At 70.7% G+C, this 21,652-nt stretch carries 14 protein-coding genes; 5 read left to right on the top strand and 9 right to left on the bottom strand.

What is annotated here, in order from left to right; translation table 11 throughout:
* The first annotated feature begins 85 nt into the window (after positions 1-85).
* Positions 86-1,168, top strand: coding sequence for an alpha/beta fold hydrolase (locus F6W97_RS28100; protein WP_155373561.1), 1,083 nt, complete (start codon positions 86-88; stop codon positions 1,166-1,168).
* A 54-nt stretch (positions 1,169-1,222) separates the two neighbouring features.
* Here the strand turns inward: F6W97_RS28100 and F6W97_RS28095 are convergent, their stop codons facing one another.
* Complete coding sequence (locus F6W97_RS28095) at positions 1,223-5,485, bottom strand: discoidin domain-containing protein (RefSeq protein ID WP_407924616.1); 4,263 nt, start codon at positions 5,483-5,485, stop codon at positions 1,223-1,225.
* 656 nt (positions 5,486-6,141) lie between these two features.
* Between F6W97_RS28095 and F6W97_RS28090 the strand changes: the two genes are divergently transcribed.
* Entirely contained in the window at positions 6,142-8,622 is a 2,481-nt protein-coding gene (locus F6W97_RS28090) for a discoidin domain-containing protein (protein WP_155373559.1), read from the top strand.
* Between the two features lie 183 nt (positions 8,623-8,805).
* Here F6W97_RS28090 and F6W97_RS28085 read toward each other — a convergent pair whose 3' ends face one another.
* Positions 8,806-9,015 (bottom strand): hypothetical protein, encoded by a 210-nt coding sequence (locus tag F6W97_RS28085; protein ID WP_155373558.1) that lies wholly within the window; start codon positions 9,013-9,015, stop codon positions 8,806-8,808.
* Between the two features lie 144 nt (positions 9,016-9,159).
* Between F6W97_RS28085 and F6W97_RS28080 the strand changes: the two genes are divergently transcribed.
* Together F6W97_RS28080 and F6W97_RS28075 are read left to right on the top strand one after the other, a co-directional pair.
* Entirely contained in the window at positions 9,160-10,116 is a 957-nt protein-coding gene (locus tag F6W97_RS28080; RefSeq protein ID WP_155373557.1) for an ATP-binding cassette domain-containing protein, read from the top strand.
* On the top strand, positions 10,113-10,931 hold the full coding sequence (locus F6W97_RS28075; protein WP_155373556.1) for an ABC transporter permease: 819 nt from the start codon (positions 10,113-10,115) through the stop codon (positions 10,929-10,931). Before F6W97_RS28080 ends, F6W97_RS28075 begins: the two co-directional genes overlap by 4 nt.
* 145 nt (positions 10,932-11,076) lie before the next feature.
* Here the strand turns inward: F6W97_RS28075 and F6W97_RS28070 are convergent, their stop codons facing one another.
* The 4 genes from F6W97_RS28070 to F6W97_RS28055 all read right to left on the bottom strand — a co-directional run bounded on the left by F6W97_RS28070 (position 11,077) and on the right by F6W97_RS28055 (position 17,590).
* Complete coding sequence (locus F6W97_RS28070; protein ID WP_196279367.1) at positions 11,077-14,328, bottom strand: AfsR/SARP family transcriptional regulator; 3,252 nt, start codon at positions 14,326-14,328, stop codon at positions 11,077-11,079.
* A 169-nt stretch (positions 14,329-14,497) separates the two neighbouring features.
* Complete coding sequence (locus F6W97_RS28065) at positions 14,498-15,883, bottom strand: DUF1996 domain-containing protein (RefSeq protein WP_155373554.1); 1,386 nt, start codon at positions 15,881-15,883, stop codon at positions 14,498-14,500.
* Positions 15,884-16,382: 499 nt separating this feature from the next.
* Positions 16,383-16,964 (bottom strand): hypothetical protein, encoded by a 582-nt coding sequence (locus F6W97_RS28060; RefSeq protein WP_155373553.1) that lies wholly within the window; start codon positions 16,962-16,964, stop codon positions 16,383-16,385.
* Between the two features lie 191 nt (positions 16,965-17,155).
* The gene (locus F6W97_RS28055) at positions 17,156-17,590 is read right to left on the bottom strand and encodes a potassium channel family protein (protein WP_330164991.1); all 435 of its coding nucleotides are present in this window, start codon (positions 17,588-17,590) and stop codon (positions 17,156-17,158) included.
* 156 nt (positions 17,591-17,746) lie between these two features.
* Between F6W97_RS28055 and F6W97_RS28050 the strand changes: the two genes are divergently transcribed.
* Positions 17,747-18,409: a hypothetical protein gene (locus F6W97_RS28050; RefSeq protein WP_155373551.1), complete on the top strand. Its 663-nt coding sequence runs from the start codon at positions 17,747-17,749 to the stop codon at positions 18,407-18,409.
* Positions 18,410-18,527: 118 nt separating this feature from the next.
* On the opposite strand, the gene F6W97_RS28045 is transcribed toward F6W97_RS28050, so the two are convergent.
* The 3 genes from F6W97_RS28045 to F6W97_RS28035 all read right to left on the bottom strand — a co-directional run.
* A complete protein-coding gene (locus F6W97_RS28045) occupies positions 18,528-19,919 on the bottom strand; it encodes a GH1 family beta-glucosidase (RefSeq protein WP_155373550.1) in 1,392 nt (463 codons plus the stop codon).
* The gene (locus tag F6W97_RS28040; protein WP_155373549.1) at positions 19,916-20,812 is read right to left on the bottom strand and encodes a carbohydrate ABC transporter permease; all 897 of its coding nucleotides are present in this window, start codon (positions 20,810-20,812) and stop codon (positions 19,916-19,918) included. The genes F6W97_RS28045 and F6W97_RS28040 overlap by 4 nt, the downstream gene beginning before the upstream one ends.
* On the bottom strand, positions 20,812-21,652 hold an 841-nt coding region (locus F6W97_RS28035; RefSeq protein ID WP_155373548.1), incomplete at its 5' end, for a carbohydrate ABC transporter permease. The genes F6W97_RS28035 and F6W97_RS28040, both read right to left, overlap by 1 nt.

Here is a 21,652-nt window from a genome sequence, read left to right as displayed (position 1 = left end):
CTGGGCAAGAGAGTCCGCGCGCGTCCACGCCGCGGTGGTCGGCAGCACGCGCTCGCCTCCGTCGACACCTCACGGGAGGTTCCGGATGGTCGACCGGCGTACCTTCGGCAAGATCCTCGGCACCGGGGCGGTGGCCGCCCTGGGCGGCCTCGCCACGCCACCCGGCACGGCCCATGCGGCGCATGCAGCCCGCGCCGCAGGCACGGAACCCGCGGCCGGTGCCGTCTCCGCGAGCGGGCCGACGGCGAGCGTCGCGATGCGGGAACAGCCCGAATTCGGCCCGGTACGCCAGATCGACGCCGGCGAGCTGAACGTCGGCTACGTCGAGTCCGGCCCCGCCGACGGCCGGCCGGTTTTCCTGCTGCACGGCTGGCCGTACGACATCCACAGCTACGTCGGCGTCGCGCCGCTGCTGGCCGCCAAGGGCTACCGGACGATCGTCCCGTTCCTGCGCGGCCACGGCACGACGCGGTTCCGGGACGCGGCCACGCCCCGCACGGCGGAGCAGTCGGCCTTCGCGCTCGACCTGGTGGCGCTGATGGATGCGCTGGGCGTGCGGCAGGCGCTGCTGGCCGGGTTCGACTGGGGTTCGCGTACCGCCGACATCGTGGCCGCACTGTGGCCGGCACGGGTCAAGGCGCTGGTCTCGGTGTCCGGCTACCTGATCACCAACCGGGAGGCCAACAAGCAGCCGCTGCCCCCGAAGGCAGAGTGGGCGTGGTGGTACCAGTACTACTTCGCCACCGAGCGCGGCGTGCTCGGCCTCGACCGGAACCGGCACGACCTGGCGAAGCTGATCTGGGCGTACGCCTCCCCGACGTGGAAGTTCGACGACGCGACCTTCGACCGCACCGCCGCAGCCTTCGACAACCCCGACTACGTGCCGATCGTGATCGGCAACTACCGCTGGCGGCTGAGCCTGGCGCAGGGCGACCCGCGCCACGACGAACTGGAGGCGCAGCTCGCGAAGAGCCCGACGATCGGGGTCCCCACGATCACGATCGACGCCGAGCAGGACCCGTTCGTGGCGCCGGGCAACGGCGCGGCCTACCGCGCGAAGTTCACCGGGCCGTACGAGCACCGCGCGTTGCCGGGCATCGGCCACAACGTGCCCCAGGAGGCTCCGGGGCCGTTCGCGCAGGCCGTCGCCGACGCCGACCAGCTCTGACCGGCGACATGAAGGAGCGCCCGGCGGGAGTCCGCCGGGCGCTCCGATTCACCGTCAGCTGATGTTGAGGGTGAAGGTGGTGGTGGTGTTGCGGATGTTCTGGAAGTTGTTGCTGAAGGTCAGGTTGTTGAAGGTGGCCGAACCCCTCGCCGGACCCTGACCCGTCTCGGGCAGCTCGTTGACCCAGATGCCGATGCCGGACTTGGCATCGAACGCGTCACCGCTCTTCTGCGCGCCGCTGATGCTGACGTTGGTGAAGATGGTGTCGGTGACGAGCTGCTGCTCCGGGTACTTCGACTGGAACATGATGCCGGAGTACGTCGGGTCGACGATGTCCACATCGGTCACCCGGATCCCGCGGAACTCCTTCGAGGCCGCGAAGACCCAGATGGCGCCGAAGGTCTGCTGGCCCCAGAAGTGGCCACCGGCCCGCACGAGCGAGATGTTCTCGAACCGCGTGGGTGTGGTGCCGAACCCGACGAACGGGTATCCGAAGTCCAGTGAGCTGATCGTGATACCCGAGTACGTCAGCATGTCCGCGATGTACATGTTGCGGAACACGTTGTCGTAGCCGCCGTACACGGCCAGACCAGCGGCGCGCCAGGTCAGCGTCGCCGAGATGTTCTCGAAGACGTTGCCGTGGTTGCCGACCGAGCCACCGGAGTCGATCGCCGAGAACAGCGCGAACGCGTCGTCGCCGTTGCCGCGTCCTTCGACGTTGCTGACCGTGTTGTTGGTGGAGTCGTTGGTCAGGTTGATGCCGTCGGCGAAGGTGTCGCGGACCCGGCTGTTCTTGACGTTCCAGCCGCTGACCTTGACGCCCCACCAGCCGCAGACCGTGTGCTCGACCCAGACGTTGTCGAACGTCAGGTTGTTCACCTGGTTCAGCTCGCCCCAGACCTTGCCCGGGCCGTCGATGCGGGTGACGTAGTTGCCGAAGAACGCCAGGTGTTCGAACGAGGAGCCACTGGCGGTGTTCTCCACCCGGAAGCCGGCGTCGGTGTTCTCCTGGCCGGCGGGGGTGGCGAAGCGGGTGTACCACATGCCCGCGCCGACGACCTTGATCGGCTTGCCGTAGATCTGGAACTTCTGCGCCGTCTCGTAGTTGCCGGCGGGCAGGTAGACGCCGATGAAGGCGCCGGTGGTGTCCATCCGGACCGCGTCAAGCGCGTTCTGGACCTCCTGGTGCGAGGTGCCGGTCGGGACCTTGTACTTGGTCACGTCCGGGTTCGCCCGGGGGCTCACCAGTTCCAGGTTGATGAAGTCGATCGCGAAGGTGCCGCTGTTGGCGGAGTCCTTCTGCAACTTGATCGTGGCGCCTGCCGGGATGGTGGAGTCCAGCAGGATGTTGGCCTCGTCGTACAGGTGACGCGGCGCGCCGGCGCCGGGCGAGTTGCTCGGCCCCGCCTCCGCGCCGTAGAGCCACGAGTACTTCGAGGTCAGCGTGATCGCCTTGTGGAACACGTTGTTGACGTAGATGTTCAGCGTCGACGTGGTGCCCGTGCCGCCCGCGTTGTCCGGGATGGAGAACCGGGTGACCAGCGCGTTGGACGCGGACTTGGTGGTCCACTGCACGTACTGGCCGTTGCTGTTCAGCGTCACGGCCTTGCGGCCGCTGGCCTCACCGGCGAGGTCGCCGATGATGCGGTTCGGGCCGACGACGGACGCGCCGCCACCGGTCGAGCCGTCCTCGGCCTCGTACATGTCGTAGTTCATGTTCGCGCCACGCCCGACGAACAGCGGCGTGTTGCTGGTGTTGTTGGCGTACTTGACGGCCAGCTCGTTGGCGTCGTTGGCCAGCACCACGCGGACCGTGTACCGGCCGTTGGCCGCGGTCCAGGTGCCCAGGTTCTGCGCCGCCGAGGTGGCGCCCGCGTTGATCACGCCGGAGACCGACCCGGTCAGCGTGCGGACCACGGTGCCGGCCTCGTTGAGGACGGTCAGCGTGATGCCGTGCGCGCCGCTCGCCGAGGCGATGGTGCCCTGGTTCTTGATCGCGACCGAGAACGTGACGTTGTTACCCGCGGACGGGTTGCTCGGCGTCCAGCTCAGGTTCGCGACCAGGTCGGAGCTCTGCACCGGGCTGACCGTGAGGTTGCTCGCTGCGGTGAAGCTGTTGTTGGTCTCGCTCTGCTCGACGACGGTGTTGGCCTCGTCGACCTTCGCGGTGACCGCGTAGGAGCCGGCGTTGCGGGTGCCGATGTTGGCGTTGACCGTCGCCTGCGCGCCGGCGGCCAGCGAGCCGACCGAGCCGGTGCCCACCAGGGTGGTGCCCAGGTAGAAGTTGACGCTGGTCGCGCCCGAGGTGTTGGTGCCCGCGTTGCGGACCACCGCGCTCAGCGTGATCGCGTCGGTCTCCACCGGGGAGGCCGGGGACCAGGTGACCGAGGTGACGGTGAGGTCCGGGTTCGGCGCCGGGGTGCCGATGACCTGGAGCTCGGCGACCTGGCCGCCGGGGGCGCCGGAGTTGCCGGTGAACTGCAGCCGGATGTCGGCGTAGCTGCCGGAGGCGTTGATGGTCACCGTGTTTCCGGTGGCCGGGTTGAAGCTGTACGCCTGCGCGGAGACCACGTTGACGAACGACGACGAGCTCTGCTCGCGGCCCAGGACCTGGATGGTCTGGGTACGCGCGCCCCACGCGGCGTCCGGGTTCAGCTTGACGACGACCGAGCTCACGCCGACGTTGGAGCCCATCGCCACGGTGAGCTGGTTGGGCGACGTGCTGCCCTCCCAGTACGTGGTGAGGTCGCCGTCGTTGGCGTTCTCCGGCGCGAAGATGTGCGTGTGGCCGTTGTCGGTGATCGGCTTGTTCAGCGCCTGGTTGGTGCCGCCGCCACCGGAGCCGTTGCGGGTGACGATGTTGCTCATCGGCGAGATGTTGCCCGCCGCGTCCTTGGCCCGGACGTAGTAGCTGACCGTCGCCGTGTCCGGCTGGTTGTCGGTGTAGACCAGGGTGCTGCCGTTGACGCTGCCGCGCAGCGCGCTGTTGGCGTAGATGTCGTAGCCGGTGACGCCGACGTTGTCGGTCGACGCGGTCCAGGTCAGCCGGATCTGGCCGGACGCGGGCAGGGTGTAGGCGAGGCTGCCGGGCGCGGTGGGCGCCTGGGTGTCGCCGGTCTGCCCGGTGCGGGTGACGGTGTTGCTGTTGCCCGACTGGTTGCCGGCCGCGTCCCGGGCCCGCACGTGGTAGCTGACCGTCTGGCTGTCCGGCCGGCTGTCGGTGTAGGTCAGCGTCGAGCCGCTGACGCTGGTCAGCAGGTCGCCGTTGGCGTACACGTCGTACGCGGTGACGCCGACGTTGTCGGTGGACGCGTTCCAGGTCAGGCGGATCTGGCCGGACGCGGGCTGCGTGTAGGCCAGGCTGCCCGGCACGGTCGGGGCCTGGGTGTCACCGGTGGTCGGGCCGTAGATCTCGAACTCGGAGATCTGGCCGGCCGGCCACGCGGTGTTGGCGGTGATGTTGATCCGCACGTACCGGGTGGACGCGGTCGCGAAGTTGATCGTGACCGTGTTCGCGCCGGTGAAGTTGTACCCGGTCGAGGCCACGATGTCGGAGAACGTGGTGCCGTTGGTGCTGCCCTGCACGGCGAGGGTCTGCGTGCGCGCGCCCCAGCCGGTCGGGATCTTCAGCACGACCCGGTTCACGCTCACCGTGGAGCCGAGGTCGACGCGCAGCCACTGCGGCCAGGCGTTGTTCACGCTCTCCCAGTAGGTGCCCTGGTTGCCGTCGTTGGCGTTGCCCGCGCCGTACACGTCGGCGTGGCCGCTCTCGGCGATCGCCTTGCCGCTGGCCAGGTTGCCGGACGAGCCGCCGCCCGCGCCGTACACCTCCAGCTCGGACAGCTGCGCGGCCGCCCAGCCGGTGTTGGCGGTGATGTTGATCCGCACGTACCGGGTGCTGGCCGCGGCGAAGTTGATCGTCACCACGTTGCCGGCGCCCGGCTGGAAGTTGTACCCGGCTGAGGCCACGATCGTGCTGAACGTGCTGCCGGTGGTGCTGCCCTGCACGGACAGCGTCTGGGTGCGCTCGCCCCAGCCCGCGGGCAGCTTCAGCACGACCTGGTCGATGCTGACGGTGCTGCCGAGGTCGACCTGCGCCCACTGGGCGAAGGCGCCGGAGCTCTCCCAGTACGACCCCGCGTTGGAGTCGACGAGATTGCCGGTCACGTATGGTCCGTTGACGCTGCTCGCCGTGGTCGCCTTGCCGGCGGCCAGGTTCGGCCCTCCGGCGGCCGAGGCCGATGTGGTCGGCCCCGCCACGACGGCCAGGCTGGCGGCGACGACCGTCGCGAGCAGCCTGATGCGGACGTTTCTGATTTTCACTGCACTCCTCCCTGCATTGCCTCTCCTGCGTTTCATCCCGCCGCGAATCCGCGGTCACCGTCGACGAACGACGGCCACCCCGTGGTGCGGAAGGCGACCCGGCCGGAGCGGATTGCGGCGACGTGCCAGCTCTCGCGCACACGCCGCCACGGCCGAGGAGCCACCTGCCTGTTACGAGTTCAAGTCATCGGTGTTTCTGACTGTGGTAGCAAAACGTTAGTTCCTAGGTAGTTAGAAGTCCACAGTCCAATGCAAAAAACGTAGCAACAGTCGGGTGAGGACGGACGGTGATCATTTCGTATGCGTACGGCCACGACCCCTCCGCGACCAGCACCGGTCACCGCCGGTGACGCCAACTCATGACCACTGATCTCGAAAGTCTCCGTTGTGGACGGCCGATCACATCGTCACGCGCGGATGAGCAGGGGCGGTCTGCGGACCCGGGGGACCCCGTCCCATGCGCCCGCCGCGACGGCAACCGTTGCGCCGTCACCGTCCGCAACGTCTCGGTTGGCATTGCAAACTTGCACGCAACTCTAGAGTTTTTGCGAGCACGTATCTAAGGTTTTGCCTACACCGCTCCCCCGGCCGCGCCGCAGGCGCTCCAGGGCAACAGCACCGTCCCGATCCCGTTACGGAGAGGACCCGTCATGTCCGTCTGGACACGGCCGCTACGCGTGGTGCTCGCCGCGCTGGTGGTGGCCGCCGGGCTCACGGCAGCGCCCCAGGGCGCGCAGGCCGCCGACCCGCCGCCGTCGCCGAACGTGCACGTCTTCTACTACTCCTGGTACGGCAACCCCGCCGTATACGGCCAGTACCGCCACTGGCAGCAGGGCGGCCACACCCCGCCCGCCGACGTCGGCGCGAACCTCTACCCCAAGCTCGGCGCGTACGACTCCGGCGACTACGCGGGGGCTGTCGCGCAGCACATGCAGTGGATCCGCCAGTCGGGCGCGGGCGTGCTCGTCTACAGCTGGTGGGGCCAGGGCTCCTACGAGGACAACCTGGCCGCCGGTGTGCTGACCGCCGCCGCGGCGCAGGGCCTGAAGGTCGCCTGGCACCTGGAGCCCTACGCCGGGCGCACCGCCGCCTCCACCGTCGCCGACATCAACTACCTGAACAGCCGGTACGGGTCCAGCCCTGCCTACTACCGCGACGCCGCGCACGGCAACCGCCCCGCGTTCTACGTCTTCGAGAGCCTGCTCATCAGCGACTGGTCGCCGATCGCGCCGTTGAAGAGCAGCAACATCATCCTCGCGCAGACCACGGACACCTCGAAGGTCGCCCACTTCGGCGGCATGTACACCTACGACGGCATCGCCGGCTCGACCGCCCCCGGCTGGGCCAACGCGAGCGCCTTCTGCAAGGCCAACGGCCTGATCTGGGCCCCGTCGGTCGCGCCCGGCTACCTCGACGACCGGGCCGTGCCCGGCAACACCACCCCGACCGTCGGCCGCGCCAACGGCGCCACCTACGACCTGCAGTGGAACAACGCGCTGACCCCGGCCACCGGCGGCCTGCCGGACTGGGTGTCGATCACGTCGTTCAACGAGTGGCACGAGGGCTCGTCCATCGAACCCGCGCACGCCACCCCGCCCGCGGGCTTCGGCTACCAGACCTTCGACGGCGCGTACGGCCTCACCGGCGCGGCCGCCGAGACCGCGTACCTGACCCGGACCCGGTACTGGGCCACCGAGTTCGCCAACCGGTCCGGCCCCGGCGACGTCGTGCCGCCGACCGTGCCCGGCAACCTCACCGTCACCGGCAAGACCGCGACCAGCCTGTCGCTGTCCTGGACCGCGTCGACCGACAACGTCGGCGTCGTCGGCTACACCGTCTACCAGGAGCTGGGCGCGACCGACAACGTCGCCGCGTCCCCCATCGGCACCTCGGTCACCCTCACCGGCCTCACCCCGGCCACGACCTACTCCTACTACGTACGCGCCCGTGACGCCGCCGGGGCGATCTCCGGACCTAGCAACACGGTCACCGCCACCACCGACCCGCCCGCACCCACCGTCAACGTGGCGCTGAACCGGCCCGTCGTCGCGTCCAGCGCCAACGGCGGCTTCCCGCCCGGCAACGCCGTCGACGGCAACGCGAACTCGTACTGGGAGAGCGCCAACAACGCGTTCCCGCAGACGCTGACCGTCGACCTGGGCAGCGCTCTGCCGGTCACCCGGGTCACCCTGAAACTGCCCCCGAGCTGGGGCGCACGCACCCAGCAGATCGCCGTGCACGGCTCCACCGACGGCGTGAACTGGCAGCCCCTGTCGGCGGCCGCCGCCCGCCTGTTCGACCCGGCCACGGCCAACACCGTCAACATCACGGCCTCGGCCACGGCGCGCTACGTGCGCCTGACCATCACCACGAACACCGGCTGGCCCGCGGGCCAGATCTCCGAATTCGAGGTGTACGCGGGCGGCGTCGTCGACAACCAGCCGCCGAGCGTGCCCGGCAACCTCACCGTCACCGGCAAGACGCAGACCACGGTGTCGCTGTCCTGGACCGCGTCCACCGACAACGTCGGCGTCACCGGCTACCGGATCCTGCGCAACGGCACCCAGGTCGGCACCGCGAGCGGGACGGCGTTCACCGTCTCCGGGCTGGCCCCAGGCTCGGCGCACACGTTCACCGTGGCGGCGCAGGACGCCGCCGGCCTGGTCTCCGGGCCGTCGAACGCGGTCACCGTCACCACCGATCCCGCCGGCAACGTCAACCTCGCCGCGGGCCGGCCGACCGCGGAGAGCGGACACGTCCAGTCCTACGGCGCGGCCAACATCACCGACGGCAACCGCGACACCTACTGGGAGAGCCCGAACAACGCCTGGCCGCAGTGGGCGCAGGTCGACCTCGGATCGAGCACCGCGGTGTCGCGGCTGGTGCTGAAGCTGCCCGCCCCGGCCTCCTGGGCCACCCGCAGCCAGACCCTGTCCGTGCTCGGCAGCGACGACGGCATCACCTGGCGCACCCTGGTCCCTTCCGGGACCTACACCTTCAACCCGACCACGGGGAACACGGTCACCCTGACCTTCGCGGTGACTCCCACCCGGTACGTCCGCGTGGTCTTCACCGGCAACACGGGCTGGCCCGCAGGCCAGCTCTCCGAGCTGGAGGCCTACGCCTCCTGACCGAGCCGCCCGCCCCGGCGTCGCCTCCCACGTGAACGCCGGGGCCGGGCCTCGCCGTCGCGCTGTCGCCCGCTGCAGTTTCGGGGGAAGTGGACGAATAGGCGCGGGCGAAGGTGCACTTTCCCCGAAACTGCAGCGCAGGGCGCAGGGCGCGGGGCACGGGGCGCGGGCGAGGCGGGTGGGTCAGGCGTCGTGAGGGGCGTCGAGCATGGCGTGGCGGATGATCCAGCCGAAGGCGAGGACCTCTTCGCCGTGGAATTCGAGGCCGACGATGCGGCCGAACGTCTGGTCGAGCTGGGTGCCGCCCATGCGGTGGACCGCGCAGGCGACCCAGCCGGAGCGCGGGGAGGCGGGGGCGGACAGGAGGACGTGCTTGCCGCAACGGTGAGACATGGGCTGACCTCGGGGTTCAGGGGTTGTCGACGGTAGCACCGCCGAGGCGTGTGCCCAAGGTGTGCGCGCATGCCAGCGCGCTGTGCGCGCCCTGCCAGCGGCCCCGTCCACCCTGGTCCCGTCAGACCAGGGAAGGAAAAGCTCATGACCTACGCTTTCCAGGCCGAGGGCCTGGTCAAGCGGTACGGCAAGACGATCGCGCTGGACGGCGTGGATCTCGCCGCCCGGCCGGGCACCGTGCTCGGCGTGCTCGGCCCCAACGGCGCGGGCAAGACCACGGCGGTACGCGTGCTCGCCACGCTGCTGCGCCCCGACGCGGGCCGGGCCGTGGTCGGCGGCTACGACGTGGTCCGCGACGCCGACCAGGTGCGCCGCCGCATCGGGCTGACCGGCCAGTACGCCTCCGTCGACGACGACCTCACCGGCACCGAGAACCTGCTGCTCATCGGCCGCCTGATGGACCTGCGCACCGCCGACGCCCGGGTCCGCGCCGCCGAGCTGCTGGCCCGCTTCGACCTCACCGAGGCGGCCGGCCGCCCCGCCCGCACCTACTCCGGCGGGATGCGCCGCCGCCTCGACCTCGCCGCGAGCCTGGTCGGCCGCCCCGAGGTGATCTACCTCGACGAGCCGACGACCGGCCTCGACCCGGCCAAGCGCGACGACGTGTGGAACATGGTCCGCGCGCTGCTCGCCGACGGCACGACCGTCCTGCTGACCACGCAGTACCTGGAGGAGGCGGACGCGCTCGCCGACGAGATCACGGTGATGGACCACGGCCGGGTCATCGCCCACGACACGCCCGCCGACCTCAAGCGCATCGTCGGCGGCCAGACCATCGCCGCCCGCCCCGCCGACCCGGCCCGGCTGGGCGACACCGCACAGATCCTGGCCGCCGTCTCGGGCCACCAGCCGGAGTCGCCCAGCCGTGGCGTGCTCACCGTCCCGGTGCCCGACGACACCGCGTTCGTCGAGGCCGTACGCCGCCTCGCCGCCGCGGGGATCACGATGACCGAGCTGTCGCTGCGCCTGCCCAGCCTCGACGAGGTCTTCCTCACCCTCACCGGCCACGGGGCCGACGACCGCCAGGAGGCCGGCGTATGACCACCACGCTCACCCCGCCCGCCCCGGCCGTGACTCCCTCGGCCCCGGCCCGCCGCCGGTTCCGCCTGATCCGGCACAGCCTCGCGCTGGCCGCACGCAGCCTGACCAAGACCCGGCGCACCCCCGAGCAGCTGCTCGACGTAACCCTGCAACCGGTCATCTTCGTGGTCATCTTCGTGTACCTGCTGGGCGGCGCGGTCGCCGGCTCGCAGCACGCCTACCTGCAGTTCCTGCTACCGGCGATCATGGTGCAGACGGCGATGTTCGCCTCCACCGCGATCGGGGTAAACCTCAACACCGACATCAAGAAGGGCGTCTTCGACCGCTTCCGCAGCCTGCCCATCGCCCGCTCCGCCCCGCTCATCGGCGCGGTCGTCGGCGACGTGATCCGCTTCGTGGTCGCGATGGTGGTGCTGCTCGGCTTCGGCACCGCGCTCGGCTTCCGCTTCGGCAACGGCCTCCTGCTCGGCCTGACCGCCTGCCTGGTGGTACTGGTCTTCTCGTTCTGCCTCAGCTGGACCTCGGTGCTGATCGGCATGCTGGTCCGCGAACCGGGCGCGGTCCAGGGCATCTCGTTCCTGATCATGTTCCCGCTGACCTTCGGCACCAACATGATGGTCCCCACCGACACCCTGCCCGGCTGGCTCCAGGCCTGGGTCAAACTCAACCCCGTCACCGACGTCATGGCCGCCGCCCGCGGCCTCATGCTCGGCGGCCCCGTCGCCGGCCCTGTCACATCGACGCTGCTCTGGTCACTGGGCCTGCTCGCCGTCTTCGCCCCCCTCGCCGTCCGCGCCTACCGCCGCCGCACCTGACCCCCGGCGAAAGGCCCCCACTCCCCCACCCCCACCGACCGAAGGAAGGGCACCTTCACATCGCTATGCGATGTAGAAGGTGCCCTTCCCATCCGTGCATGGCCGGTGAGCTGGGCGGCGGCAGCGGCGGTTCGGCGCTGAGCGATCAGGACAGGTGGTGGGGGTCGACGGCGTCGAGGGACCCGTCGCGGTCCAGCAGGCGGCCCTCGGCGTACGGGCCGGCGAGTGCGGGGTCCGCGGCCAGCCAGGCGGTCAGGCGCAGCACATCCGGGTTGGCCCGGTCGGGGCTGCCGCGCAGGGCCTCGGTCGCGCCGAGCGTCCGCGCCGCCCGCGCCCGCTCCCCCCGCGCCCGCCACACGTCGGCCACCCCGACCCCGACCCGCGCCACCACCGGCATGTCCTTCACGGTGAGCGCACCGGCGTACGCCTCGACCAGGCAGGCCGCCGCCTCGTCAAGGTCGCCGGTGTCGACGGCCAGGTGCGCCTTCGACGTCAGGATCAGTGAGCGGAACTGCGGTGAGGCCATCACGGCGTCGCCGAGCTGCGCCAGCGCGTGCCCGTACTGCCGATTCGCCTCGGCCAGGTCGCCGCGCTGGCGGGCCAGCTCACCCAGGCCCAGGCGGGCGCCGCAGGCGTGCCGGACCGACCCGTGCTCGGCGATGTCCGTCAGTATCGCCTTGGCCGCCTCCGTCTCGCCCCGTTGCCCGCGTATCACCGCGAGCCGCACCTGCTGGTACTCCGTGTCGTCCGTCCCCGACAGCTCCCGGGTCAGCTCGATCGACTCGGTGATCGCGGCCACCGCGCCGTCGAAGTCGCCACGGTTGGACCTGGCCTCGCCGAGGGCGGTCAGCGCGATGGACAGCCCGCCCCGCTCCCCCACCCGCCGGAACCCCGCGACCGCCTCCTGCAGGTCGGCGTACATGGCCTCGCCGTCGCCGTCGTTGTCGGCGATGAACGCGCGCGACATGCGCAGCATCGACCGCACCCACGGGTCGGGGTGGGCCAGCTTGCGCTCGATCGCCGCGAGCCCGGCGGCGGTGTCGTCGATGAGCAGCGCCGCGACGGGTTCCAGCAGGGCCAGCAGCGGATGGTCCCAGGACGGATCGAGGCTGCCGGCCAGCCGGCCGATCTCCTTGATCAGCTCAGTGCCGTCGCCGGGCTGGTCCGAGTTCGCCGTGTTGATGAGGTAGAACGCGGTGGCGAGGGCGCGCTGCGGGCCGGGCGCCTCGCCGGGCACCGCGAGCGCCTGCCCGAGCCAGCTCGCGGCTTCGGCGTTCGCGCCGAGCACGGTCCAGTGCAGCCCGAGCGCGGCGACCAGGCGCACCGCGGTGTCGGCGTCGCCCGCGTCGACGGCGGCGTGCAGCGCTGCCAGCAGGTTGTCCCGTTCGGCGGACAGCAGCCGGATCCAGTGCAGCTGGTCGGCGGCGCGCAGGTGCGGCTCGGCCTGTTCGGCGAGGTTCAGGAAGTACGCCGTGTGCGCGGCCCGCACCCGGGGCAGGTCGGTGTCGGCGAGCCGTTCCAGGCCGTACTCGCGGATGGTGTCGAGCATCCGGTAGCGGGGCTCGCCGTCGCCCGTGGCCTGCAGCAGCGACTTGTCGACCAGCGCGTCGAGCAGGTCGGCGATGTCGGCCGCCGGGACCAGCTCGTCGGCGCACACCCCGGCCGCGCTGTCGCGGGTCGCCCCGGCCGGGAACACCGACAGCCGCTCGATCAGCAGGCGTTCGGGTTCCAGCAGCAGGTCCCAGCTCCAGGCCACGACGGCACGCAGGGTGCGGTGGCGGGCCATCGCGGTGCGGCTGCCGCCGGTCAGCAGCCGGAACCGGTCGCCGAGCCGGTCGGCCAGGTGCGCCGGGGACATGAACCGCAGCCGGGCGGCGGCCAGCTCGACGGCCAGCGGCAGCCCGTCGAGGCGGCGGCAGATCTCCACCACGTCGGCGACGTTGTCGTCGGTGACCGCGAAGTCGGGCCGCACCGCGGCGGCGCGGTCGCGCAGCAACTGCACCACCGGGTACGCCAGCGCGCCTGCCATGCTCGCCGACGGCTCGGGCAGGGCCAGCGGCGACACCGGGCACAGCGCCTCGCCGAGGATGTTCAGCGGCTCGCGGGTGGTGGCCAGCACGCGCAGCCTCGGGCAGCGGGTGAGCAGCTCCTCGGCCAGCGCCGCGACGGGCTCGACGAGGTGCTCGCAGTTGTCCAGCACCAGCAGCACGTCCTCGGCGGACAGCGCGTCGACGAGCCGCGACATCGCGTCGCGGGGCAGGACGGGCTGGCCATTGTCCATGAAGCCCGACTCGCGCAGGTCGAGGGCGCCGAGCAGTGCCTGGACCAGGGTCACCGGGTCGGTGACCGGGGCCAGCTCGACGAGGCACACCCGTACCGCGGGATCGTCGGCGGCCTGCCGCGCGGCGGCGGTGAGCGAGAGCCGCGTCTTGCCCGCCCCACCGGGACCGACCAGTGTCACGAGCCTGCCGGCGGCCAGCAGCCGCCCGATGCGGTCCAGCTCCTCCGCCCGGCCGACGAAGCTGGTCAGCGATGCCCGCAGGTTGTCGCGCCGGGGCAGGGAGCTGGATGTAAGCGCAGCGGGCGGGTCGGACGAGGTCCGGCCCGCGCCGGTCGGTGTGAACGAGGTTCGTGTCGCGCCCGGCGATGTGAAGGAGGTGCGGGCGGCGGGGTCGTCGCGCAGCACGGCCAGGTGCAGCTGCCGCAGCTCGACGGACGGGTCGACGCCCAGCTCCCCGGCGAGGCGGCCGCGGAAGTCCTCGTAGGCGGCCAGCGCGTCGGCGGTGCGCCCGGCGGCGTGCAGGGCCCGCATCAGCAGCGCTCGCGGGCGTTCCCGCAGCGGCTGGTCGGCGACCAGGCGCTCCAGTTCCGGCACCACCCGGTCGGGCGCGGCCACGGCCAGCTCCGCCTCGACCCGGTCCTCGACGGCGAGCAGCCGCAGCTCCGCCCACCGCGCCGCCGCCGCGACGGCGTACGGCGCGTCGCAGACCTCGGCCAGTGCGTCGCCGCGCCACAGGGCCAGGGCCCGCCCGAGCAGTTCAGCCGCGTCGGCGGGGTGCCCGGCCGCCAGCGTGGCACGCCCGCGCCGGGCCAGTTCCTCGAAGTGCAGGGCGTCGACGGACTCGGGCACGGTCTCCAGCCGGTAGCCGCCGGGGCCGAAGCTGACCGCGCCGTCGGGCAGCGCCCGGCGCAGCCGGGACACCAGCGTCTGTACCGCGTTGGCCGGGTCGGCGGGCAGCGTGTCGCCCCACAGCGCGTCGGCGAGCGCGCTCACCGGCACGGTCCGGCCCGCGTCGACGGCCAGCCTGATCAGCAGCGCGCGCAGCCGGGCCCCGGCCACCTCGACCGGTTCTCCGGCGAGGCGCACCTCCAGCGGACCCAGAATCCCCACGCGCACGTCGCCCAGTGTTCCAGGCCTGCGCCCGCCCCCCGAACCAGCTGCAAGATCGCCGCACTTGCCGGGCAGGTGTGCGTATCTTGACCCGCGATACGACCGTTCGCCTGGCAAGTCCGGCGATCTTGCGACTGCGGCCGGCCCCGCCATGTCGGGGCCGGCCGTGGTGCGGTTAGGGGAGCTGGTAGTTCGCGTTCAGGGCTGCGCCGCGACCGGGCTGGGTCTCGTCGTAGCCGCGGGCGTTGCACTGCAGGCCACCGCGTACGCAGTGGTTGACCAGGGCGGCCTGCACAGCCGGGTCCCAGGCGTTGAAGAAGTCGTAGTGGAACGAGTAGCCCCGCCCGCTCGACAGCCGCACCTGGGACATGTCCCCGCTGGCCGGGAACGCCATCTTGAACTCGATCATCGGCAGCGCCACCGGGTGGCTGGTCGGGCAGACCAGGTTGACCGGGTACGCCATGTGGCTCTTGTGGTCGGGGGTGTCCAGGTAGAGGCCGTTCCAGCAGCTCGGGGCCTGGTAGCGGACGTTGACCTGGGTACCGACCGGGCAGTACGCCGGGAAGTCGGCGTTGTGGTAGCTCTCGCCGCACTCCCAGCCCTCGACCGACCCGAACATGAACTGGTCGGCCGTGGCGTTCGGGCTGCCGACGACGAACCGCAGGCCCGGCGGGAACGGCCGGACGCTGGTGTAGTCGTTGACACCCGTCTTGTAGTAGATGACCTGCGGCCCGACCGGGTTGACGACCTGGGTGCCGTTGTACATGGTCGGCATCCAGTACCCGGACTTGTCGCCGGGCGCGAGACACGTCGTGCCGCCCGCGTTCAGCGACGTGAGCGTGCTGGCGGCGTTGGTGGTGCGGTTGCCCATGAACGTGTGCATGTGCGACGCGCCCGGCAGGCCCGGGTAGACGATCGGGTCGTCGGGCCGGTCGTGGCTGGTCGCGCAGTTGGCCTGGAACTCGTGGAAGTACGCGTGCGGCGGGTTGTAGGTCGACGGCGTCACGCCGGTGACCTGCGGGTTCGCCAGCACGTATCCGGTGGCGGGCGGCGTGGTGCCGTTGTCGCCGTACACCTTGAACTCCCACAGCGAGTAGCCGTAGCCGCCGTTGCGGACCGTGCCGTACATCCGCACGTAGCGGCCGTTGCCCGTGACGTTGAGCGTCTGGGTGCCGCCGGTGCTCGTGGTGGTGCTGTAGATCGAGGTCCAGTTGTTGCCGTCGTTGGAGACCTGGATCTGGTACGCGGTCGCGTAGGCGCCCTCCCACTGCAGCACGACCTGGCTGATCGCGGCGGTGGAACCGAGGTCGACACGCAGCCACTGCGGGTCGCTGAACTGGCTGGACCAGCGGGTCGCGGGGTTGCCGTCGACCGCCGCAGCGGCGGGGACGCCGCCGTTCTCGGTGGACGACGCGGTGGCCGGCCTGCCTTGCGAGAGCAGGGTGACGGCCGCCTGGGCGGACTGCATGGGCACCACGGTGACCAGTGACGCCAGCAGGGCGGCGGCGGCTAGGCCCGCGACCCTGGAGCGCCTCGGCCGGCTCTGGCCGATGGATGTCATCGAATCTCCCGGAGGATGGGGGCTCGGCGACCAGGGACTGGTACGTCGAGCCGGGACGGACGGGTCCGTACCGCGGGGCCGATGACGGGCATGGCGTCTCCACACCGCAGTACGATGGAGAGCGCTCTCCAACAGTGTTACGCCGCGGTTGCACTTACGTCAATGTCCCGTCCATTTTGCCCGTTCTGTCGGTCCCGATGTCGGGGCCGGGCGATCCGCCGGGCATGGCTGAATCACGAAGCGCCACAGGGAAAGCGATCCGAAAGCATCTGCTAACCGTTTAATTCGGACGGATTCGTCGGGGGTATTGACGCGCGGCAACATCCGCGTAACATCTGCGCTGTGGAGAGCGCTCTCCATCGCCGGTGCCGCCCCTGGATCCGAGGCGGCGGCACCGGCGTCAAGCACCGCGAAGGCTCTCGCAGGCCGGACCGGTGACCCGGAGCGCGCCCGCCATGCGACGTGGGCCCCTCCCCGTCGCGAAGATCGCTGCTTCCGGTCAGGACCTGTCGGGCGCCCGCTGGTCCTGACCGGGCAGGTCGAGCGCCGTCCGACGCCACGGACCCGCGCCTGCCGGCTCGACGGCGATCTCCAGCGCGTCGAGGACGTTCACGAGTTGCACCGCGCGCCCGCACGCGAACACCAGCTCCAGCCCGCCGAGCAGCCATGCCTCGAGCGGCCCACCGTCTACCACGGCGAGCCGGAAGTCGTGCTCCAGCACCCGCACCGCGGCCAGCCTCGCACCGAGCAGCACGTCCAGCTCGGCACGCGCGACATCCGCCCACGCGACTTCGCGCTCGGGATCGTCCTGGTCGTCGGTGTCCGGCAGCGGGTCCCCGACCAGGTCATCGCGGCTCACGAAGAGCCTGTCGAAGCCTTCGGCGGCGACCTCCAGCCGCTCGCCCTCGAACTCCAGCACCACCGGCAGCGTCCTGCACCGGTCGCCCTCGCCCACGTAGCAGAGCCCGCGTATCCGGGTGAGCCGGCGTCCGGCCAGCGACCGCAGGTGGTCACCATGCACGTCGAGCAGCCCGTCCACCGTCGCCACCGGCTCCGGCCGATACCCGGCGATCCCCCACACCGGCGCGATGCTACCGGCAGCCGCCTACCAGCAGCCGCGCCTACCGGCGGCCGTGGCCACGGCGGCCGTGACGCTCGCCGCGATGACCCCATGGCGCGCATGATCCGTTTTTGTGGACGCTGAACGTTGCTCTGGCGACGTCAGGCGTCCACAGAAACAGATCATGGCAGGCGAGGGCGGCCGGCGTGCGGCTACCGGCGGTCGGCGTCGGCTCGTGCCTCGACGGCGTCCAGCGCCGCGGCCGCCGGGGCGGCGTCGGCCGGAGCCAGCCGTTCCACGATCGCGCGGATCTGCCGGAGCTGGTTCTTGATCTCTTCCTGCTCCTCGTGCTGGAACGCGTCGTTGTCGACGATGAGCTTGCTGGCGAAGTGCGCCGTGATCAGTGGGATCACGAAGAGGACCATGACCGAGATCAGGAGTCCGGCCATCACCCGGCCCTGCCAGGTCTCCGGGTACGTGTCGCCGTAGCCCACGGTCGAGGCGGTCACCACGGACCACCAGAGCGCGTCGCCGGGTGTCTTGCCGTCCTCGACCAGCCAGTAGATGCCGCTGGAGGCCAGGATCAGCAGCAGGTAGCTGAAGACGAGGGCCTTCGGCGAGTTCGTGAGGCGTCTGAGCAGGTCCACCGCCACATTGTGCAGGCGCGCGCAAGTCCGCGTCAGTGGCCGTCCGGACGGCCCTCCCAGCATCCGATCGGTTGGCCGCGAGGGCGCGGAAATGTCGCCCCCGTCGATTAGAATGTGTGTACGAAAAACAATCGCTGAGCTGCGAACGGAGCCGACATGCCTACCCCTCAAGCGACCGTCGCCGACACCCCCGCCAAGCCCCTGCTCCCCTACGCCACGCTGCTGGCGTTCACCCGCTACGTGGACCGCTCCGGCCCCGCCAAGGCGGCGTTCGTCGGCAAGTTGCGCAAGCAGCGGGAGACCGGGCGCGGGTTCAACCCGCACAGCCGGCTCATCAAGGCCCTCAAGACCGACATCGACCAGCACACGCCGGGCACACACCTGGTGGAGGTCAACGACGTCGTCGACCCCCGCTGGCAGCGGCTCTACGCGTCGCTGACCGCGGGCGCGGCCAGCTACCTGACTTCCATCGAGGGGCAGGGCTGCCGGCTGACGCAGACCAACGACGCGCTCGCCATGATCGGCAGCCTGCCGGTGCGCATCAGCGCCCACTTCGGGCTGCGCTATGAGGACGGGCACAGCGAAGCGGTGCGGCTGCACTTCGACGAGGAGCCGCCGACCGCCGACCTGATCATGGCGACGCTGCACCTGCTGCGGGCGAACATGGACCAGATCCTGCCGCACGCCGAGCCGGTGCTGGTCGACGTGCGGCGCGGCATCGCCTACCGCAGCGAGGCGACCAAGGGCGCGGACGTGGACCGCTGGCTGACCGGTGAGGCGGCAGGCTTCGCCGCGATGTGGAACGCCCCGCAGCACTGACCGCAGGGCACGACGCCCCGGCCCGCAGGTTCGCGGGCCGGGGCGTTCACGTGTGACGGTCGCCCCCAACCGTCACACTGCCTGAGCGCGACGGACAGCAGCGCTCAGACCGGGCTTGTCACAGGCCGTTGTCCCGGATGACCTGCGTGTACCAGCGGGCGCTGTCCTTGGGCACCCGGCGCTGGGTGTCGTAGTCGACGTAGACCAGGCCGAAGCGCTTGTCGTAGCCGTACGCCCACTCGAAGTTGTCCATCAGCGACCAGGCCAGGTAGCCGCGGACGTCGGCGCCCCGCTCGATCGCCTTGTGCACGGCCCGCAGGTGGCCGTCGAAGTAGGCGATCCGGTCCGGGTCGGCGACCCGGTCGCCCTCCAGGATGTCGTGGTACGCCGAGCCGTTCTCCGTGATCATCAGCGGGGTGCCCGGGTAGTCCCGGGACAGCCGGACCAGCGTGTCCGACAGGCCCGTCGCGTCGATCGGCCAGTCCATGCCGGTGACCGGCAGGCCCTGCGGCGGGAAGTCGATACCCTCGCTGCCCGGGTAGTTGGCCTGGCCGACCGCGCCGACCTTGGCCCGCACCAGGGCCGGCTGGTAGTAGTTCACGCCGAGCAGGTCGATCGGGGTGGAGATGACGTCCAGGTCGCCGTCGTGGATCGCGTCCGCGGCGCCGAACCGCTCGAACAGCGGCAGCATGTCGTCCGGGTACTGCCCGCGCAGCACCGGGTCGAGCCAGATCCGGTTCTGCAGGCCGTCGACGAGCCGGGCCGCGTCGCGGTCGTGCGCGTCGTGCGGGTTCTGCGGATTGACCCGGGTGAGCACGTGCGTGATGGACAGCTCGCGTGCCCCGCCTGCCCGCAGCGCCTGCGCGGCCAGGCCGTGGCCCAGCAGCAGGTGGTGCGCGGCCAGGTAGGCGGCCTGCGGCTCGCGGCGGCCGGGAGCGTGGTCGCCGCTGGCATACCCTAGGAACGCCGAGCACCACGGCTCGTTCAGCGTGGTCCAGGTCGCCACCCGGTCGCCTAGCCGCGCGATCGTCGCCGAGGCCAGGTCGGCCAGGTAGTACGCGGTGTCGCGGTTGGTCCAGCCGCCCCGGTCCTCCAGCACCTGCGGCAGGTCCCAGTGGTAGAGGGTGACCATCGGCGCGATGCCGTTGGCCAGCAGCTCGTCCACGAGGCGGTCGTAGAAGTCGAGGCCGCGCGGGTTGACCGGGCCGGAGCCGTCGGGCTTGATGCGCGGCCAGGCGACCGAGAACCGGTAGGTGCCCAGGCCCAGCTCGGACATGAGGCGCACGTCGTCGCGGTAGCGGTGGTAGTGGTCGCAGGCCACGTCACCGCTGTGGTTGCGGAACACCCGCCCCGGCTCGCGGGACATGGTGTCCCAGATCGACGGCGTACGCCCGCCCTCGGTCGCGGCCCCCTCGATCTGGTACGACGCGGTCGCCGCGCCCCAACGGAACCCCTGCGGGAACGACAGCCGCGAAGGCGCAGCGATCTCCTGTGGCAGAACGCTGGTCATCCCTTGATCGCCCCTTGCATGATGCCTCCGATGATGTGCTTGCCCAGCGCCACGAAGACGACGAGCAACGGGACCGTCGCGATGATCGTTCCGGTGAGCGACAGCGAGAAGTCCGTGATGTAACCGCTGGCCAGCGCGGACAGCGCGACCTGCACGGTCGGGTCTTCCGGGGTGAGCACCACCAGCGGCCAGAAGAAGTCGTTCCAGGCCGTCATGAACGTCAGCATGCCCAGCACCGCCGCGGCCGGCTTCGACACCGGGAGCACCACGTGCCAGAAGATGCGCAGCGTGGTGCAGCCGTCGGCACGGGCTGCCTCGATCAGCTCGGTCGGCACCGCCTCACCGAGGTACTGCGTCATGAAGAACACCCCGAACGCGCTGACCAGGCTGGGCGCGATTACCGCGTACATGGTGCCGGTCCACTCGATCTTCGCCATGAGCATGTACAGCGGGATGATGCCCAGCTGCGTCGGCACCATCATGGTCGCGATGACCATGACGAGCAGCGCGTTACGCCCCCGGAAGGCCAGCTTCGCGAACGCGAACCCGGCCAGGGTGGAGAACAGCACCACGCTGATCGTGATCGCGCCCGCCACCATGAACGAGTTGGCCAGCGCCTTGGCGAAGTCGATCGTGCCGAAGGCGCGCTCGACGTTCTCGAACAGGTTCGGGCCCAGGCCCAGCGGCGGCGGCACCTGGCCGAGGATGCCGTTGTCGTGCGAGCCGACGACGAACGACCAGTACAGCGGGAACGCCGAGAACAGCGCCAGGCCGGTCAGGGCGAGGTAGGTGAGCTTGCCGGGACGGCGCTCCACGAAGCCCTTGTAGCGTTTCGAAGGCGCGGGCACGGGGGCCTCGGGGGCGCTCTTCGGACGGGTCAACGTGTCGGTCATCAGGACCTCCGCAGGCGGCTGGTCAGGAAGTAGTTGATCGCCGCGACGATCACGATGATGCCGAACATCGCCCACGCCGCGGTCGAGGCGTAACCGAAGTCGAACCGCGAGAACGCCACCTCGTACAGGTACAGCGACAGCGTCTGGAACTGCCGGTCCGAACCGCCGGTGACACTCGCTCCGCCGAACAGCAGCGGTTCGGCCAGGACCTGCATACCGCCGATCGTCGACACGATCACCGTGAAGATGATGGTCGGGCGGATCGCCGGGACCGTGATCCTCGTCAGCTGCTGGAAGCTCGACGCGCCGTCGAGGGACGCGGCGTCGTAGAGGTCTTTGCTCACGGCCTGCATCGCGGCCAGGTAGATCAGGGCGTTGTAACCCGTCCACCGCCAGATGATCATCACGGAGATCGCGATCTGCGACGACGCCGTGCCGGCCTGCCAGTCGATACGACCGAGACCGAGAGTCTCCAGAAGCCAGTTGACCAGGCCGTAGTCCTTGCCGAAGATCTGCCCGAAGATGATCGCCACCGCGGCCACCGACGTGATGTTGGGCAGCACCGCCGTCATCCGCCAGAACGTAGGAGCGCGCAGCCGCTGGTTGAGCACATGTGCCAGCACCAGGGCCATCAGCAGCTGGGGAACGGTCGACAGCACCCAGATCTGGGCGGTGTTACGCAGCGCGTTCCAGAAGTACTCGTCGGCGAACAGGTCCTTGTAGTTCTGCAGGCCCAAGAACGTGTGCGTCTCCGACAGCAGGCTCCACTCGTGCAGCGACACCCACGCGGTGTACGCCAGAGGGAAGATCCCGAACGCGGCGAACAGAAGGAAGAACGGG

The sequence above is a fragment of the Catellatospora vulcania genome (assembly GCF_009720385.1).
GTDB lineage: Bacteria > Actinomycetota > Actinomycetes > Mycobacteriales > Micromonosporaceae > Catellatospora > Catellatospora vulcania.
The sequence above is the reverse complement of the archived record's forward strand: the minus strand, read 5'-3'. Positions and strand labels throughout refer to the sequence as shown.

Coding starts and splice junctions, on each gene's coding strand:
- F6W97_RS28100 (WP_155373561.1), top strand. CDS start 86: ATGGTCGACCGGCGTACCTTCGGCAAGATCCTCGGCACCGGGGCGGTG.
- F6W97_RS28090 (WP_155373559.1), top strand. CDS start 6,142: ATGTCCGTCTGGACACGGCCGCTACGCGTGGTGCTCGCCGCGCTGGTG.
- F6W97_RS28085 (WP_155373558.1), bottom strand. CDS start 9,015: ATGTCTCACCGTTGCGGCAAGCACGTCCTCCTGTCCGCCCCCGCCTCC.
- F6W97_RS28080 (WP_155373557.1), top strand. CDS start 9,160: ATGACCTACGCTTTCCAGGCCGAGGGCCTGGTCAAGCGGTACGGCAAG.
- F6W97_RS28075 (WP_155373556.1), top strand. CDS start 10,113: ATGACCACCACGCTCACCCCGCCCGCCCCGGCCGTGACTCCCTCGGCC.
- F6W97_RS28065 (WP_155373554.1), bottom strand. CDS start 15,883: ATGACATCCATCGGCCAGAGCCGGCCGAGGCGCTCCAGGGTCGCGGGC.
- F6W97_RS28050 (WP_155373551.1), top strand. CDS start 17,747: ATGCCTACCCCTCAAGCGACCGTCGCCGACACCCCCGCCAAGCCCCTG.
- F6W97_RS28045 (WP_155373550.1), bottom strand. CDS start 19,919: ATGACCAGCGTTCTGCCACAGGAGATCGCTGCGCCTTCGCGGCTGTCG.
- F6W97_RS28040 (WP_155373549.1), bottom strand. CDS start 20,812: ATGACCGACACGTTGACCCGTCCGAAGAGCGCCCCCGAGGCCCCCGTG.